The 16,781-nt window shown below is 65.1% G+C and carries 15 protein-coding genes; 4 read left to right on the top strand and 11 right to left on the bottom strand.

Annotated elements, in window-relative coordinates:
* Nucleotides 1-141: 141 nt before the first annotated feature.
* From AC1HIY_RS15830 to thrS, 10 genes are all read right to left on the bottom strand, one after another.
* Nucleotides 142-894 (bottom strand): 3-keto-disaccharide hydrolase, encoded by a 753-nt coding sequence (locus AC1HIY_RS15830; RefSeq protein ID WP_479577772.1) that lies wholly within the window; start codon nucleotides 892-894, stop codon nucleotides 142-144.
* A gap of 12 nt (nucleotides 895-906) precedes the next feature.
* Nucleotides 907-2,607 (bottom strand): ribonuclease Y, encoded by a 1,701-nt coding sequence (gene rny / locus AC1HIY_RS15825; protein ID WP_479577771.1) that lies wholly within the window; start codon nucleotides 2,605-2,607, stop codon nucleotides 907-909.
* A 491-nt stretch (nucleotides 2,608-3,098) separates the two neighbouring features.
* Nucleotides 3,099-3,389, bottom strand: coding sequence for a cell division protein ZapA (locus AC1HIY_RS15820; protein WP_479577770.1), 291 nt, complete (start codon nucleotides 3,387-3,389; stop codon nucleotides 3,099-3,101).
* Between the two features lie 46 nt (nucleotides 3,390-3,435).
* Entirely contained in the window at nucleotides 3,436-3,780 is a 345-nt protein-coding gene (locus AC1HIY_RS15815; protein ID WP_479577769.1) for a hypothetical protein, read from the bottom strand.
* Between the two features lie 45 nt (nucleotides 3,781-3,825).
* Nucleotides 3,826-6,408: a phenylalanine--tRNA ligase subunit beta gene (pheT, locus tag AC1HIY_RS15810; RefSeq protein ID WP_479577768.1), complete on the bottom strand. Its 2,583-nt coding sequence runs from the start codon at nucleotides 6,406-6,408 to the stop codon at nucleotides 3,826-3,828.
* Nucleotides 6,409-6,480: 72 nt separating this feature from the next.
* On the bottom strand, nucleotides 6,481-7,491 hold the full coding sequence (gene pheS / locus AC1HIY_RS15805; RefSeq protein ID WP_479577767.1) for a phenylalanine--tRNA ligase subunit alpha: 1,011 nt from the start codon (nucleotides 7,489-7,491) through the stop codon (nucleotides 6,481-6,483).
* A 187-nt stretch (nucleotides 7,492-7,678) separates the two neighbouring features.
* Nucleotides 7,679-8,026, bottom strand: a complete 348-nt coding sequence (gene rplT, locus AC1HIY_RS15800; RefSeq protein ID WP_479577766.1) for a 50S ribosomal protein L20 — start codon at nucleotides 8,024-8,026, stop codon at nucleotides 7,679-7,681.
* A gap of 86 nt (nucleotides 8,027-8,112) precedes the next feature.
* Complete coding sequence (rpmI, locus tag AC1HIY_RS15795) at nucleotides 8,113-8,307, bottom strand: 50S ribosomal protein L35 (protein ID WP_456428794.1); 195 nt, start codon at nucleotides 8,305-8,307, stop codon at nucleotides 8,113-8,115.
* 228 nt (nucleotides 8,308-8,535) lie between these two features.
* Entirely contained in the window at nucleotides 8,536-9,033 is a 498-nt protein-coding gene (gene infC, locus AC1HIY_RS15790; RefSeq protein ID WP_479577789.1) for a translation initiation factor IF-3, read from the bottom strand.
* 172 nt (nucleotides 9,034-9,205) lie between these two features.
* A complete protein-coding gene (gene thrS, locus AC1HIY_RS15785) occupies nucleotides 9,206-11,164 on the bottom strand; it encodes a threonine--tRNA ligase (RefSeq protein ID WP_479577765.1) in 1,959 nt (652 codons plus the stop codon).
* Between the two features lie 398 nt (nucleotides 11,165-11,562).
* Between thrS and AC1HIY_RS15780 the strand changes: the two genes are divergently transcribed.
* Nucleotides 11,563-12,084: a hypothetical protein gene (locus AC1HIY_RS15780; protein ID WP_479577764.1), complete on the top strand. Its 522-nt coding sequence runs from the start codon at nucleotides 11,563-11,565 to the stop codon at nucleotides 12,082-12,084.
* A gap of 227 nt (nucleotides 12,085-12,311) precedes the next feature.
* Here the strand turns inward: AC1HIY_RS15780 and AC1HIY_RS15775 are convergent, their stop codons facing one another.
* Nucleotides 12,312-12,518: a hypothetical protein gene (locus tag AC1HIY_RS15775; protein ID WP_479577763.1), complete on the bottom strand. Its 207-nt coding sequence runs from the start codon at nucleotides 12,516-12,518 to the stop codon at nucleotides 12,312-12,314.
* 357 nt (nucleotides 12,519-12,875) lie between these two features.
* Between AC1HIY_RS15775 and AC1HIY_RS15770 the strand changes: the two genes are divergently transcribed.
* From AC1HIY_RS15770 to cas3, 3 genes are all read left to right on the top strand, one after another.
* Nucleotides 12,876-13,847 carry a helix-turn-helix transcriptional regulator gene (locus AC1HIY_RS15770; RefSeq protein ID WP_479577762.1) on the top strand — a complete coding sequence of 324 codons (972 nt, stop codon included), beginning with the start codon at nucleotides 12,876-12,878 and terminating at the stop codon, nucleotides 13,845-13,847.
* Nucleotides 13,848-13,936: 89 nt separating this feature from the next.
* On the top strand, nucleotides 13,937-14,536 hold the full coding sequence (locus tag AC1HIY_RS15765; protein ID WP_479577761.1) for a transposase: 600 nt from the start codon (nucleotides 13,937-13,939) through the stop codon (nucleotides 14,534-14,536).
* A complete protein-coding gene (gene cas3 / locus AC1HIY_RS15760) occupies nucleotides 14,533-16,728 on the top strand; it encodes a CRISPR-associated helicase Cas3' (protein WP_479577760.1) in 2,196 nt (731 codons plus the stop codon). The genes AC1HIY_RS15765 and cas3 overlap by 4 nt, the downstream gene beginning before the upstream one ends.
* The last annotated feature ends 53 nt before the right edge of the window (nucleotides 16,729-16,781 follow it).

Below are 16,781 nucleotides of genomic sequence, written 5' to 3'. Positions count from 1 at the left end.
GGACCCACGTTCCGGTCGTTGCGGAGGGCGTGCGCGGGGGGATGGAGGATGTGCGTGCGCCGGATGCGACCGCAGCGAGCCCATTGACGCGACCGCAGGCGAGAAGGGGCGACGACCACCGACCGTCTTTTTGAGCTTCACTCAGAACGAGCGGATCTTGACGTTGCGGAACCAGATGCGGCTTCCGTGATCCTGAAGGCCGATGTGTCCTTCGTGCGCTCGTCCATAGGCCGGGTGATCGGCGAACTTGCTCCGGGCTACGAGCGCCTCCCATTCGGGCGACCACAGTTCGTAGGCGACGGTGCGTTGCCCGTTCAGCCAGTGTTCGACGCGGCCGTCCCGGACGACGACCCGGCCCTGGTTCCACGTGCCGACGGGCCGGATCGCATGCACGGACGAAGCGTGAAGGTCGTAATTGTCGCCGGTGAGGTGCTTGCGCATGTCCATCGTCCCCCGGGCGAGGTAGGCCGAATCATCGAGGATCTGATACTCGGGGGCGACCTCCCACATCGCCCGGCCCGGCGCTTCGCGGACGAGATAGAAGACGCCGCTGTTGCCCCCGGGCGAGACCTTGAAATCGAAGCGCAGGTCGAAGTTTTCGAAGGTTTCCTCCGTCACGAGGTCGGCGGAAGCGCCGGATGAGTCGGACGGGAGGGAGGTCAGCGCGCCCGAGGCGACGGTCCACCGGTCGGCGGGGAAGTCGGGGCGGTTATAGCCGCGCCAGCCGTTCGTGGTCGCGCCGTCGAAGAGGAGCCGCCAGCCCTCGGCGCGTTCCGCTTCCGTGAGCGTGTTGTGGGGCGCGGGGGCATCGGGGCGCGCGGGGGCATCGGGGCGCTCGCCGCACCCGGCAGTGAGGAGGGCGGCGAGCGCGAGCAACGACAGGCGAAGGGTCATGACGTGGGCGGGCTATTTCGCATAAGAGACGGAGCGCACCTCCCGGATGACGGTCACCTTGATCTGTCCGGGATATTGCATCTCGTCCTGAATCTTCTTCGAGATGTCCATGGCCAACTGTTCGGCGTGCGCGTCCGAGACGAGGTCGTGGTTGACGAGCACGCGGATCTCGCGGCCCGCCTGAATGGCGAAGACGCGCTCGACGCCTTTGAAGGAGGCCGCCAGGGCTTCGAGCTTTTCGAGGCGTTTGATATAGGCTTCGAGCGCCTCGCGCCTGGCGCCGGGGCGTGCGCCGGAGATGGCGTCGGCGGCCTGCACCAGGGGCGCGATGAGCGACGTCATCTCGATCTCATCGTGGTGCGCACCGACGGCGTTGCACACGACCTCGTGCTCCTTGTACTTCCGGCACAACTCCATCCCGACGATGGCGTGCGGGCTCTCGATCTCTTCCTCGACCACCTTCCCGATGTCGTGAAGGAGACCGGCGCGACGCGCCTGGGCGGCGTCGAGGTCAAGCTCGGCGGCCATGAGCGAGGCGATGCGGGCCGTCTCGATGGAGTGCGCGAGGAGGTTTTGCCCGTAGCTCGTCCGATAGCGCATGCGTCCGATGAGCCGGATCAGTTCCGGATGGATGCCGTGCAGGTTCAGGTCGATGACCGTCCGCTCGCCCGTCTCGATCAGTTCCTCTTCCATCTCCGAGCGCGTCTTCTCGACGATCTCTTCGATGCGCGCCGGATGGATGCGCCCGTCCTGGATGAGGCGCGTCAGGGCGATGCGGGCAATCTCGCGGCGGACCGGGTTGAAGCCCGAGAGGATGACGGCCTCCGGCGTGTCGTCGACGATGACCTCGATGCCGGTGGCGGCCTCGAAGGCGCGGATGTTGCGCCCTTCGCGTCCGATGATGCGCCCCTTCATCTCATCCGACTGGATGTTGACGACGGAGACGGTGTTCTCGATGGCGTGGCCGGCGGCAGTGCGCTGGATGGCCGTCAGGATGATCTTGCGGGCCTCACGGTTGGCCCGGAGCCTGGCTTCGTCGCGGATCTCTTTGATGTGAGAGGCGGCTTCGAGCCGGGCCTCGTCGCGAACTTGCTCGATGAGCGCCTGGCGGGCCTCCTCCCGGGTCATTCCCGAAGTCTGTTCGAGCTTGCGGATCTGCTCGTCGCGCATCCGGGCCAGTTCCGCACGATCGCGTTCGAGCTCTTCTTCGAGGCGCTTGACCTTTTGTTCGCGCTGCACGACGTCCTCGAAGCGCCCTTGCGCCTCCTGCGAGATCGCCGTGGCTTTGCTGTGGATCAGGTCGGCTTTGAGGCGGATCTGCTCGGCTTCCTTGCGCAGGGCCTCGACCGTGTCGAGCGCCTTGTGGATCAGGTTTTCCCGCTCGTTGACCTTTTGAGCGCGGCGGTTGAGTTTCTCCTGCCTGTGTTCAAGTTTTTCTTTCGAGCGCCGCAGGACGCGCCTGGCTTCTGCCGTTTCCTCAGCCAGGAGCTCTTCCCGGCGGGCCAGATCGGCCTCGACTTTTTCAACACGCTCGAAGCGGAGTTTCTCGACTTCTTGTTCAGCGTCGGCCAGCAGTCGCTCGGCCTTTTCTTTCGCCTGCGCAAGTTGGTTGAGGCCCAGCCGTTTGAGGAGGAATCTATCTAAAACAATTCCAATGGCGATGCCAAGCACGACCACAACGACGGCGCCGAAGACGACGGCGTATACGTCCATAGTCGTTTGGTCTCTAGGGGTAGCGACGGGCTCGGATGGCGGCGGCGAGCGTGCGCCGGTAGGATGCGGCAGGCGGCTCCCCTGCCGCCGAGCGCGTCAGGAATAGTACACAAATAAAAAACGCCCCGATAGGTTCCGGAACGGAGCCGGCAGCCTTACCGGGGCGATGCCTATAGGCGTTCGTACCAACCTGCAACGAAGGGATATGAAGAACCTCCTTCATATCACGGTGGGCGCCGCTCAGGTTCTTCGCTACTTCCGCGGCTTTCCGTGAAGGAAAAACCCCGGGGAAACGGGGATGCGGCCTGTTGTCCAAACCTGAAGGATGGCTCCCTAAGTAAAGCTGTTAGGTTCTTACTTATGCGTTCGCTGCGGGGTCGTACCTTGATGGAATATATAACCGATGGGGGGAGGTTAGTCAAGCATTCGCAGGATTTTCTTTCTCGCCGGGCGGGCTCGAAGGCCCGGGTCGGGGGGGCGGGAGCCGGAGATCACGGCGTCGCGAGCGCCGAGCCGAGGCGCCGTTCGAGCGCGACGATCTCATCCTCGGTGGCCCGGCGGAGCGCCTCGATCTCTTCCCGCGCGGCAAAAAGCTCCTCGGCCAGGGCGAGCGCCGTGATGAGCGCCGCCGTCGTCTCGGTCTGATCGGGGTGGGCCGTACGGAAGGCTTTGAGCTTGCGGTCGACGTAGGCGGCGTAGGCGCGGGTGTGTTCCTCGTGTTCCGGCGCGACGCGCAAGGCGTACTCACGCTCCAGCAGGCGTATGCGGATCGACTTTTCCATGGTCCGTTCGGGAAAGGGATGCACAAAGGAGCGACCGGCCCGGGGGTCAGTGCTCGTCCTCTTCGGTTTCGAGGTACCGGTCGATGGTGCGGATGAACCCCTTGATCTTGCGGGCGAGCGCCTCCGGGTCCTCTTGATGCCCGATGGGACGGCCCGCCGGGCGCCCTTCGAGCTCTTCGATGCGCCGCGTCAATCGCCGGTTTTCTTCCCGCAGGCGCTCCAGTTCCCGCGCCGCCTCTTCCACCCGCGCGCGCAGGCGTTCGAGCGACTTGGCGCTCTTGAGGGGCACGTGCTTCCTTCGCTTCTGCTCGGGTTCATCGGGCGGCGCGTCGGCGGTGTCCCGACGAAGCGGGCGGTCCTGCGGGGCCTCACGGTGCGGACGGTCGTTCATGGGTCGTTCGGGTTCGGTGGTTGCGGGTCCACGCCCAATATACTGCTATTGCCGGAGTTCGGCCCCGTGTTCTTTTTTCAACCGCTCGACGATGGCGGCGATGCGCCGGTCCACTTCGGCGTCGGTGAGCGTGCGATCCGCGCCGAACCGGAGCGCGAAGGCTACGCTCTTCCGCCCCGGACCGATGCGCTCGCCTTCGTAGAGGTCGAAGACGGTTGCGTCTCGAAGGAGCCGCCCGCCCGCCGCGCGGATGGTGTCGAGCATCGGGCCGACGGGCCGGTCACGCTCCACGAGGACGGCGAGGTCGCGTTCGACGACGGGGAAGCGGCTCACCTCGGCGTACTGCACCCGCAGATGCGGGGCGGCCAGCCGCACGAGCGAACGCCAGTTGAGTTCGGCGAAGAAGACGGGCTCCTTGAGGTCGTACGCTTCCGCCGGCTCGTCGGAGAGCCGGGCGACGACGCCGAGGCGCTCGCCGCCGCCATGCACCTCGACGTGATACGCCGTGAGCGGCGTCGCAGTGTGTGCGGGCGTCATCGTCACGTCGGGGATGCGAAGCGCGTCGAGGAGGGCCTCCACCTCGCCCTTGAGGTCGAAGAAATCCGCCGGAGGCGGAGCCGCATCCCAGGCGGCGGCCCCGCGCGGCCCGCTCATGCCCATGAGGAACGCCTCGTGCTCGCGATAGCCGGGGACGTACGTGCCGCGCGCCGCGCGGAAGTAGACGTGGCCGAACTCCATGAAGCGAAGCACGCGCTGCCCGTGGTTCCGGTTGTGGGCCATCACCTGAAGCATGCCCGGGAGCAGGCTCGGGCGGAGCGCGGCCATCTCCTGCGAGATCGGGTTCATCGTCTCGACGATGCCCTCGACGTCCGTCCATCCGAAGAGCGCCGGCGCGAGGAACCGTTCGGCGGTTTCTTTGCGGAGCATGCTGTTCGTATAGATCTCCCGGAAGCCGTGGCTGCTGATCAGGGCCAGGGCGCGGCGGCGGAGCGTGTGCACCGGCTCCTCGTGCGGAGTGAAATTGGGCAGCCGCGAATGCGTCGGCTCCGGGATCTTTTCGAAGCCGAAGAGCCGGCCCACCTCCTCGATGACGTCGATCTCTCGCGTAACGTCGGGGCGGAACGAGGGCACGGTGCAGGCAAGCACGCCGAGGTCGGTCTCGTCCTTGACCACGCCGAGCGCTTCCATCACGTCCTCGATGCGGTGCTCGGGCAGTTCGAGGCCGAAGGTCCGAGCGATCTCCGAGAGGTTCGACGGCGCCCAGGGCTCGGACCGATCCTCGACCTCGAAGCCGATGGCCGTCAGGAGCCGGATCACTTCGCCTTTCGGCACGTCGACGCCGAGGATGCGCGGGAGGCGAGCCAGGCGAAGCGCGACCGTCCGACGCGGGACGGGGCGCGGATGCGCGTCCACCATGCCGGGCACGATCTCGCCGCCGGCCAGTTCGGCCATCAGTTCGGCGGCGCGCGCGGCGGCCCAGGCCTGCCCCTCCGGGTCCACGCCCCGCTCGAAGCGGTATGAGGCGTCGGTCTGAAGCTGAAGCGCCTTCGCCGTCTTTCGGATCGTAGACGGGTCGAAGTACGCGCTCTCGATGAGCACGTTCGTCGTCTCCTCGGTCACCTCCGAGTTCTGCCCGCCCATCACGCCCGCGATGGCCACGTCACGCTCGGCGTCGGCGATCATGAGCGTGCGCGGCGGAAGCATCCGCTCTTTGTCGTCGAGCGTGACGAAGGGCTGCTCCTTCTGAGTGAACCGGACGATGATCTTCGGCCCGGCGATCCGGTCGAAGTCGAAGGCGTGGAGCGGCTGCCCGCACTCGTACATGACGTAGTTCGTGATGTCGACCACGTTGTTCCGGGGGCGGAGCCCGACGGCTTCGAGCCGCCGTTTGAGCCATGCGGGCGACTCTTTGATCGTGACGCCGCGCACGAGCATGCCCACGTACCGCCCGCATCCTTCCGGCGCTTTGATCTCGACGGAGAAGTGCCGGGCCGCCTCGCCGCCGGGTTCGGGCACGCGCACCTCGGGACGGCGGAGCGGCTTCCGCGTGAGCGCCGCCACGTCGCGCGCCACGCCGATGTGGCTGACGGCGTCGGGCCGGTTCGGCGTGATGGCGACGTCGAGCACGGCGTCGCGTCCGCCCAGTCCCGCCCGTTCGAGGTATTCGGTGAACGACGCGCCGACCGGGGCGTCGTCCGGGAGGACCATGATGCCCGAGTGATCGTCCGAGAGACCGAGTTCGTCCTCGGCGCAGATCATCCCCATCGACACCTCGCCGCGCATCTTCGCCTTCTTGATTTTGAAGGGCTTCTCGGGGTTGTCGGGGTTCGGCAATCGCGCGCCGACGGTGGCCACGGGCGCCTTCTGCCCCGCCGCCACGTTGGGCGCGCCGCAGACGATCGGCACCGGCTCGCCCGCGCCCACGTCCACGCGGCACACGGTCAGCCGGTCCGCATTCGGATGGGGGTGGACTTCGAGCACTTCTCCGACGACGACGCCCTCGAGCGCCGCGCCGGTCGTCTCCACGCTCTCGACCTCCAACCCGCTCATGGTCAGTCGCTCGGCCAGCGCCTCCGGGGAGAGGTCATGATCGACGTAATCTTTAAGCCAGGAATAGCTGATTTTCATGGAAATAAGGGGCAGGGTAAAAGAGAGGTCCGTCCAGGGGGCGCGCTCGCGCCGGAGGCTGAGCCTGGTCGATCAGAACTGCGCCAGAAACCGGACGTCGTTCTCGTAAAACGTTCGGATGTCGCCGATGTCGTACCGGAGCATGGCGATGCGCTCGATGCCCATGCCGAAGGCGTACCCGGTGTACCGCTCCGGGTCGACGCCGACGGCTTCGAAGACGTTGGGATCGACCATGCCGCAGCCGAGGATCTCGAGCCACTTGCCGCCGCTCGGGAGGGCGGGGTCGGGCCACCAGATGTCCACCTCGGCGCTCGGCTCGGTGAAGGGGAAAAAGCTCGGGCGGAAGCGCATCTTCACGTCCTCGCCGAACATGGCGCGGGCGAAGGCGTGAAGGATCTGTTTGAGGTCGCCGAGCGTGATGCCCTCGTCCACGCACAGCCCCTCGACCTGATGGAACAGGCAGTACGATTTGTACGAGATCGCCTCGTTCCGGTACACGCGCCCCGGCACGATGACGCGGTACGGCGGCGGCTCCGACTCCATGATGCGGATCTGCACCGGCGAAGTGTGCGTGCGCAGGAGGATGCCCCCGTGCTCGCGTTCGGGCGGTTCGAGGAAGAACGTGTCCTGCATGTCCCGCGCCGGGTGGTCGGGCGGGAAGTTGAGGGCCGTGAAGTTGTGCCAGTCGTCCTCGATCTCGGGGCCTTCGGCGATGGAAAAGCCGTAGCTCGTGAAGACGCGCTTGATGTCTTCGAGCGTCTGGGTCAGCGGGTGCGTGGAGCCGGGGAGGGGTCGGCGCCCGGGCAACGTCAGGTCGATCTCCGGGCGGGCCGCGGTCCGGCTCCGGCGCAGGCGTTCCCGGGCCGCCTCGATGCGCGCTTCGACCAGCTTCTTGAGCCGGTTCACCCGTTGGCCGAAGGCTTTGCGTTCCTCCGGCGCGACGGTCGGGATCTGCTTGAGCAACTCGGTGATGCGCCCCTGTTTCCGGCTCAGGTACCGGATGCGGAAGCGGTCGATGGCTTCCTCGGTGTCGAGCGGCTCCGCTTCGATGGCGCGCCGGAGTTCGTCGAAAAGGTCGGACATGGTCAGTATCGTTTGGGAGGCCACGGTAGGGGAGGACGCCTCCGCCGGGACAAAAAAAATCCCGCCGGGCCTGCGGACAGGGGCGGGACGTTGGCGCGACGGGCGCGCGAACACAGACCGACCGGCGCCGCTGTCTACATGCGAAGCAGGGACGTGCCGGTGGTAAATCGGGTGCGGGGAAGCAGGCTCATGAGCGGACGCGTTCCACGACTTTGGCGAAGGCTTTCGGGTCGTGCACGGCCAGATCCGCGAGCACCTTGCGGTTGAGCGCGATGTCGGCCTTGCCGAGTGCGCCCATCAGCTTCGAGTACGTGGTGCCGTTGAGCCGCGCCGCCGCATTGATGCGCGTGATCCACAGGCGGCGGAACTGGCGCTTGCGCGCGCGACGATCCCGGTACTGATACTGGAGCGCTTTCTCCACGGCATGCTTGGCGACCGTGTAGATCTTGCTCCGGCGTCCCCAATAGCCCTTGGCCATCTGCAAGACTTTCTTGCGACGACGGCGGGAGGCGACTCTATTCTTTGCGCGTGGCATGGTTAGGTTACCTGTGCTGGATTATGCTCTCAGAAATACGTGTGACCCCGTCGGTTTCCGATCCCCTCGGAAACGTGCGCCGCCGGTCAGATTCCGAGCAAGCGCTTCATGCGCTTCTCGTCCTTCACGTCGACGAGGGTGCTCTCCCGCAGATGACGTTTCCGCTTGGGAGATTTCTTGGTCAGGATGTGGCTGTGGTAAGCCTTTTTGCGACGAAGGCGGCCCGAGCCGGTCAGCTTAAACCGCTTCTTTGCGCCGCTGTTGCTTTTCATCTTGGGCATATCGACACCTCTGGTCCAATACATTCACACCCGGCAGCGGGCGAAGTCGTGCTCATACCATGAAAAAAGAGAGGTGTTCCATCGCTGGATCCCCTCTCCGACAGGCAGCATTGAGCCTGCCAAATTAGCATTATCGGCGTCGGCACGCAAGATAAAGGACGACTCCTTCGGGGACGAAGGCGGGAATTTCCGGTGAAGTCGCGCCCGCCCGGGAAGTCGCTCGTGCCGTCAGACTTTTTTCTTGAGCGGCGCGAGGATGGTGGTCATCCGGCGTCCTTCCATGCGCGGGGCCTGGTCGATCTTGGCCAGGTCGGACAGCTCTTCGATGAAGCGGCGGAGGATGTCCATGCCGTGATCCTTGTAGATGATGTTCCGGCCCCGGAACTGCACGTAGGCGCGGACCTTGTGCCCCTGTTCGAGGAACGTGCGCGCGTGCTTCGTTTTGAAGTCGAAATCGTGTTTGTCGGTGTGCGGTCCAAAGCGGATCTCCTTCATCTCAACCGTGTGAGACTTCTTCCGCTGCTCTTTCTCCTTCTTCTGCTGTTCATACCGGAACTTCCCGTAGTCCATGATCTTGCAGACCGGCGGGGTAGCGCCCGGAGCGATCTCGACGAGGTCGAGGTCCTGCTCGCGCGCCATCCGAAGGGCTTCATCCCGATCGTAAATGCCGTGCTTGCCTTTCGGATCGACCACGCGCACCTGCGGCGCCCGGATCTGTTCGTTGATACGTACCCTTTTCGTAGCGATGGCTCTTCTACCGTTTTTGTTGTTGAGAACGTTCGATGCGTGCCGGAACGGCGCGTATGGACGAAAAAGTTAATGTAAAAAAAAGACTTTGCCTATTCCTGGCGCGGCGGGAGCGGGTTTTTTGAAAAAGGCTCCGCGACTCGGGAGAGGGTTACGAGGCGAAAACGCGGGGACGCATCGCTTCGTCGACCTCTTCACGGATGCGGCTGAGGAAGGTTTCGAGCGGCTCCGTGCCCTGGTCGCCCTGCCCGTGTCGCCGCACGGCGACGGCGCCGGCGGCCTCTTCGCGCGCGCCCACGATGAGCATGTACGGGACCTTCATCACCTCGGCGCTGCGGATCTTGTATCCGACCTTCTCGTTGCGCAGGTCCGCCTCGGCGCGGATGCCCGCTTCCTTGAGCTGCTCCGTCACCCGGCGGGCGTATGCCTCGAAGTCCTGCCCGACCGGCAAGACGGCCACCTGCACCGGCGCGAGCCACGTCGGGAAGTTGCCGCCCGTGTGTTCGATGAGCACGCCGATGAACCGTTCGAGCGAGCCGAAGGGGGCGCGGTGAATCATGACGGGGCGGTGTTTCCGGTTGTCTTCGCCCACGTACGACAGGTCGAAGCGCTCGGGCAGGTTGTAGTCGAGCTGGACGGTGCCGAGCTGCCATTCGCGGCCCAGCGCGTCCTTGACCATGAAGTCGAGCTTCGGCCCGTAGAAGGCCGCCTCGCCCTTCTCTTCGACGGCGTCGAGGCCCATCTCGGCGGCGGCTTCGCGGATGGCGTTCTCGGCGGCGTCCCACTGCGCATCGTCGCCCACGTACTTTTCCTTGTTCTCCGGATCACGCAGGGAGATCTGCGCCTTGAAGTCGGAGAAGCCAAGCGCGCCGAAGACGAAGAGCGTCAGGTCGATCACGTCCTTGAATTCGTCCTTGACCTGCCCGGGGAGGCAGAAGATGTGCGCGTCGTCGACGGTGAAGCTGCGCACGCGCGTCAGCCCGGAGAGCTCGCCGGACTGCTCGTACCGGTAGACCGTGCCGAACTCGGCCAGGCGCACCGGAAGTTCGCGGTACGAACGCGGGCGGGCGTCGTAGATCTGGGTGTGATGCGGGCAGTTCATCGGCTTGAGGAGGTAGCCTTCCTCCTCGTCGTCCATCATGGGCGGGAACTGGCTGTCCTTGTAATAGGGATAATGCCCGCTCGTCTTGTAGAGTTCGAGCCGTCCGATGTGGGGGGTGACCACGGGCTGATAGCCGCGCCGGAGCTGCTCTTGCTTGAGGAAGTTGATGAGCGTCTCGCGGAGCGTGGCGCCTCTGGGCAGCCACAGCGGGAGCCCCGCGCCCACTTTCCGGCTGAAGGTGAACAGTTCGAGCTCGCGGCCCAGTTTGCGGTGATCGCGTTGGCGGGCCATTTCGAGCCGTTCGAGGTATTCGTCGAGCTCTTTCTTTTTGGGAAAGCTGATGCCGTAGATGCGCGTCAGTTGCGGGCGCTTTTCGTCGCCGCGCCAGTACGCCCCGGCAATGTTGAGGAGCTTCGGGTATTTGATCACCCCCGTTGAGGGCACGTGCGGCCCCCGGCACAGGTCGATGAACGCGCCCTGCCGGTAGAGCGTGATGGTCCCGTCTTCGAGTTCGGAGATGAGCTCGAGCTTGTACTCGTCGCCTTTCTCGGAGAAATACGCGAGCGCCTCTTCCTTCGAGACCGGCTTCCGCTCGTACGGGACGTCCCGTTTGGCGAGCGCTTTCATTTTGGCCTCGATCTTCTCGAGGTCCTCCGGCCCGATCTTCCGATCGCCGAGGTCGACGTCGTAATAAAAGCCGTGCTCGATGGGCGGGCCGATGCCGAACTTGACGCCCGGATAGAGGGCTTCGAGGGCCTCGGCCATGAGGTGGGCGGTCGAATGCCAGTACGTGGCCCGGCCCTCGGGATCGCGCCAGGTATAGATGCGGATCTCGGCGTCCTCTTCGATGGGACGGCTGAGGTCGCGCACCTCGCCGTTGACGCCGACGGCCAGCGCCTGCCGCGCCAGTCCGGGCGAGATGCTCTGGGCCACCTCGCGCCCGGTGACGCCGCGGGGGAACTCCTTCACGGAGCCGTCGGGGAAGGTGAGTTTAATGGTGTCTGCCATGGAGCCTGAAGTCAGGGGTCAATGCGTATCGTCTGCGCCGCGGGCCGGTTCGATGCGAGCGGGGCGGGAAATAAAAAAAGCCCCATCGTGCTTCGACGGAGCGTGGAGGCTGCATCCGCGCGAAGGTCACCGGGGCATCGTCGTCTGCGGGGCTGTCGTGCGTCGGCGCATGAAGGTGCTCGGAAGTTCAGCATCGAAAGGATGACACGCCGCGTCCGGAGGAACGGTTTCCCGTCCGGCGCCGAAAGCGGGTGTTCGCGCATGAATTTACGTCAAACGGGTCCGGAGCTGTGCGAAGAAACTACGTATTTCGGCTCGAAGGGGCGTGCATGGAGTTGAGCCGTCCCCCTTCGCGCCGATTCCCGAAAGAGCAGCCTGCTCCTCCAGACACACGCCCCGTGGAAGCTGACGTCGCCTCATCTTCGTTCCGGAGCCGATGCGCCGCCGTCCTCAAGCCGTGGATTGGCTCGGCGGTGCTCGTTCCGCTCTGCGTGTATTTCGCGTGCACGCGCGGCGCTTACACCTTTCTGGACGCCGCCGATCTGGTCGTCCACGAAGCGGGGCACGTGTTCTTTGCCCCCTTCGGCCCCTTCCTCCGGATGGCCGGGGGCACGCTCCTGCAGATCCTCCTTCCGCTCACACTCGTGGGGCATTTTCTCCGGAACGCATATCGGTTCGGCGCCCAGGTCATGCTGTTCTGGCTCGGACAAAATCTGATCAACGTCAGTGTGTACGCCGCCGATGCCCGCGCTCGGCGGCTTCCGCTGCTCGGCGGCGACGGGGTCACGCACGACTGGGCCTATATGCTCGGCAGGCTGGGCGGGCTCGAGCACGACGCAATCGTGGGCGGAGTGTTCTTCGCACTGGCGATCCTCGTCTTTGGGCTGGCGCTCGCGCTGCCGCGCTTCATGGTCGATTGACTTACCCCGCGCCCTTCGGAGAAAAGAAAAGGCGTCGCCCCTCGAAGAGAGAGACGACGCCCGGGAAGTCGGGAGAGCGGTTGCGGTGTCAGTTCAGGAACAGGTAATGCTTGCCGAGCCGGGTTTCGCAGACAAAGACGAGCGCGGTGACGAAGCGCTTCTCCGGCGGATCATTTTCGGGGTCCGGGGGCTCGTTCATGGCGCGGCTCGGCTGTGGTGAAGGAGGATCAGTCGCATCGGACGATTTCGATGGTCTCGGCGTCGTTGGTCAGCGAGACCGAGCCTTTCCGGGTGAGCTGGTCGAGCAGGCTCCGCCGCGAGGGCATGTCGGTGCGTTTATCCAGGCGGAGGCGACAAAGCACGGCGCTCAGGGCGACCCAGGGATTCGAGATGGGGAGCACGAGTTGCTGGTTGCTGAGATGGATTTCGTACATCGTCCGACGTGGGCTGGTTACTGAAAGGCTAAACGCTTGAAAGTTGGGACGGAAGCGCGGGGCGCATTCAGGGGAAGAAGGGAGAGCGGAGCACGATTTTCGAGGGGGAAAACATGCGGGCAGGCTCGGGGAGCAACGGATGATTTCGGCGCGACCGGAGGATTTTTTTCACGTCGGGAGGGATCCGGGGAAAGGGCTTCTCATCTCGAAGAAAAAATATTTCAAAGGGGAGGTTATGAAGTCGGATTGCAAAGTGTTTGAAGTATATAGTCCGTGTCCGTTGTACCGAGTGAGGGGACCTATATGGAAGCTTCGAAACCACATGGGCATCCGCCCAACGGCCCGCAGCTATGGCGTTTGCAACGTCTCGTCGAATGGTTGCGTTCGGGCCGAAAGCTGACGCAGAAGCTGGCCTCCGAGGAGCTACAGGTCAGCCCGCGCACCATCGCCAGCGACATCGAGTACCTGCGACAGATCGGCGTGCCGCTGACGTTTGACCGACGTCGGGGCACATACGTGTTGACCGAGCCCTACGGCAACCTCCCGCTGGTGACGTTGCGTCGCACGGAGTGGGCCGCCTTTCTGGTGGCCTCGCAGGCGCTGGAGGCGCTCGGCGACGCGCCTCATGCGCGTCTGCTCGAAGCGGCGGCGCTGCGTCTGGCCGAGGTGCTTCCACCGACGGTTCGTGTGGAGCCGGAGACGCTCTCTCGAATGATCCGCTTCGAAGCGGGACCACAGCCGCGGACGCCGTTGCCTTTTCTCGAAACACTCTCGCAGGCCGTCGAAGAACAGCGCGTGGTCTGGATGCGCTATTTCTCGAACAGCAGCGCCGAAGAACGAGCGCGCGAGGTGGAGCCGTATCACCTCCTCTTCTATCAGGGACACGGCTATCTGATCGCATATTGTCGTCTCCGCCGGGCCATGCGCGACTTCCGCCTTGACCGGATACGGGCACTCGAGGTGCGTGACGAGGTGTTCGCTCGGGACGAAAGCTTCGACCTCGACGCATACCTCGGGCCGGCGTTCGGCATGCACCGGGGCGAGCGGGCTGTGCCCGTATGCATCCGCTTCTCTCCCTATCAGGCGCGGTGGATCCGGGAAGAACAGTGGCACCCGAGCCAGATGATGTTCACCCGCGCGGACGGCTCGCTCGACCTGCATATGGAGGTCGAGGGGCTGGCCGACGTGGCGCGGTGGGTGCTTTCGTACGGCGGCGAGGCGGAGGTCATTGGTCCGCCCGTGCTGCGCCACCGCGTCGCCCGCGAAGCCCGGCGAATGGCGGCGATATACAAGGATGTCGGGGCCGTCGAAAAACAGGACGGTCGGTAGGAACGACCAGCCGAGGGTCAGGCGACCGGTAGGGTGGGGCGTCCGGCCGGTCGTCCCTACTACGGTTGTCCCAACAAACGAAAGGAAAAATGAACCTTCATCCCAAACGCCGTCACCGCCGGAGCATGCGGTTGCAGGGATACGATTATGCGCGGGCGGGCGTCTATTTCGTCACCCTTTGCACCCACGATCGGGCTTGCCTGTTCGGCCGGGTGATCGACGGGGAGATGCGTCTCAATGCGGCCGGTCGGATTGCGGCGGAAGAATGGATCCGGTCTGCCGAGATCCGCACCGAGGTTCGGTTGGACGTGTGGGTTGTCATGCCCAATCACGTTCACGGCCTCGTTGGGATTGTGCCGCCGGACGCCGATCCAGACGTCGATTACACCAACCCGCATGGATATCGCATGGACGTATGGGTCGGGGCGACCGATGGGGTAGGGGCGACCGGCCGGTCGCCCCTACATCCGGGTCTGCCGCCGAAATCGTTGGGCTCGTTCATCGCCGGGTTCAAATCGGCGGCCACGAAACGCATCAACCGGATGCGCGGCACGCCCGGCGCGCCGGTGTGGCAACGCAATTACCATGATCACATCGTGCGGAACGAACGCGCGTGGCGCGCCCTCCGCCGGTACGTCGCCGAGAATCCGGCGCGATGGGACACGGACGAAAACAACCATAACGCATGAAGAAACCCACCCTCGAAACCCTGATTGCGCATTCTGCCGGGGAAGACGGCGCGCCGCAGTCGCTGTACGATCATTTGAAGAACGTCGCCGAACTCGCGGCCCGGTTTGCCGGAGCGTACGGATGCGAGCGGTTCGGGGCGTGGCTGGGCTGGTGGCATGATGCGGGCAAGTGCGCCCCCGACGTGCAGGCCTATCTGCGCGGTGAAACGGACGCGGCCCGCGGGCCGGATCATTCGAGCGCGGGGATGCTCGAGGCCAACCGGGTGGACCCTCCGCTTGCCTTCAACGTGGCGGGACATCACGGCGGCCTCTCGGACCGGGAAAAACTGCGAGAGCGCATCGAACGGAAAGAGGGCGAACCGCGTGTACGGGAGGCCCGGAAGCTGGCGGAGGAGTTGCTGAACGGCCTTCCGCCCGAGATCGCGCGCGGGGAAGTTCCGCCATTCGTGCAATCCGATGACCCGAAGGCAAAGGCCCGGCGTCTGGCGTTCTGGCTGAGGATGATGCACAGCGCCCTCGTCGATGCCGACTGCCTCGACACCGAACGGCATTTTCAGCCGGAGAAGGCTTCGGTCCGGGGCGTGCGAACAGGTCTGGGGGCACTCTGGTCGCGATTCGAGGCTAAACAACGAGCCTTGATGGCCGGGAAAACGGGCCCGGTCAACGAAGTGCGGCGGGCGGTGTACGAGGCGTGCCTGGCGCGCGCCGACGACGCGCCCGGCATCTTCGCGCTCACGGCCCCCACGGGGGCGGGAAAGACCCGTTCGGGGATGGCCTTTGCGCTCCGGCATGCACGCACGCATGAGAAGCGCCGCATCATCGTGGCGCTGCCGTACACGAGCATCATCGAGCAAAATGCCGACGTGTATCGAGACATCTTCGGAGCGGAGGTCGTGCTCGAACATCACAGCGCCGTGAATGGGAAAGAGCAGCCGGGAAGGGAGACGGCGGCGGAGCGATGGACGCGCCTGGCGGCGGAGAACTGGGAAGCTCCCATCATCGTGACGACAACCGTGCAGCTTCTGGAGAGTCTCTTCGCCAACCGCAATTCCCGGTGCCGAAAGCTCCACAATATTGTCGGAAGTGTGATCATCCTCGACGAGGTGCAGACCCTTCCGCCGCGGCTGTTGCGCCCGACCCTCGAAGCGCTGGAGCATCTGGTGGAGGTCTATGGCGTGACCCTCGTGCTGAGTACGGCCACGCAGCCTGCCCTTCAGGCGCGTATCGACTTTCCGGGCCTCTCGCACGTCCGCGAGATCCTGCCCGATCCCGCATGGGCTTTCGAGCGCCTGCGACGGGTGCGCTATGAGATCGACGTGCGCGAGCCGTGGCCCTGGGCGCGGGTGGCGGAGACGCTCTTCGAGGAAGATCGGGCCATGGCGGTGCTGAACACCATCCGGGACGCAATGGCGCTCATGGACGCCGTGGCGGGGCGCGACGCGCTCCACCTCTCGACGCTTCTCTGCGGCGCACACCGGCGCGTGGTGCTCGCCGAGGTGCGGCGGCGTCTGGCCGAGCGGCGGCCCGTGCGTCTCGTCTCCACCCAGGTCGTCGAAGCCGGCGTGGACCTCGACTTCCCCCTCGTGCTTCGCGCCCTTGGCCCTCTCGATCGCATCATTCAGGCCGCCGGTCGATGCAACCGCGAGGGCAGGCTCGACGCCGGTCGCGTGGTGATCTTCACGCCCGAGAAGGGGGGGCTTCCGCCGGGGGCCTATCAGACCGGGACCGGCGTCACGCGCACCCTCCTCGCCGCCGATCCCCCGCCCGACCTCGACGACCCTGCCCTTCCTCTGAAGTATTTCCGAATGCTCTACGACGCGATGCGCGAAGCGCTCGATGAAGAAAACATTCTCGAAAAGTGGGCAGGTCTACGCTTCGAAGGCGTGGCGCAAGCCTACCGGCTCATCGAGGACGATGCGGTTCCCATAGTCGTTCCGTACGATCCGCCGGGGCGGGCGGGCGTGCGCGAGGCCGTGCTCGAACGCATCCGGCGTCAGGGCCGAGCCTTTCACGGCGACTACCGCGCGCTTCAGCCTTATCTGGTCAGCCTCCGGGCGCGGGTGCACGAAAAGGCGCTCGCGCAGCGACTGTGTGTGGAATGGGCGCCGGGCGTTTGGCTCTGGCAGGGCCTCTACGACGACGTGCGCGGCCTGCAAATGGAACTGCCGATCCTCAAAGACCCTGTAATCTGACCTCCCTTTATTCACCTTTAACCCGCATGACCCATGAGCGATTTTACGCCCGT

The sequence above is a fragment of the Rhodocaloribacter sp. genome, assembly GCF_056451265.1.
The sequence above is the reverse complement of the archived record's forward strand: the minus strand, read 5'-3'. Positions and strand labels throughout refer to the sequence as shown.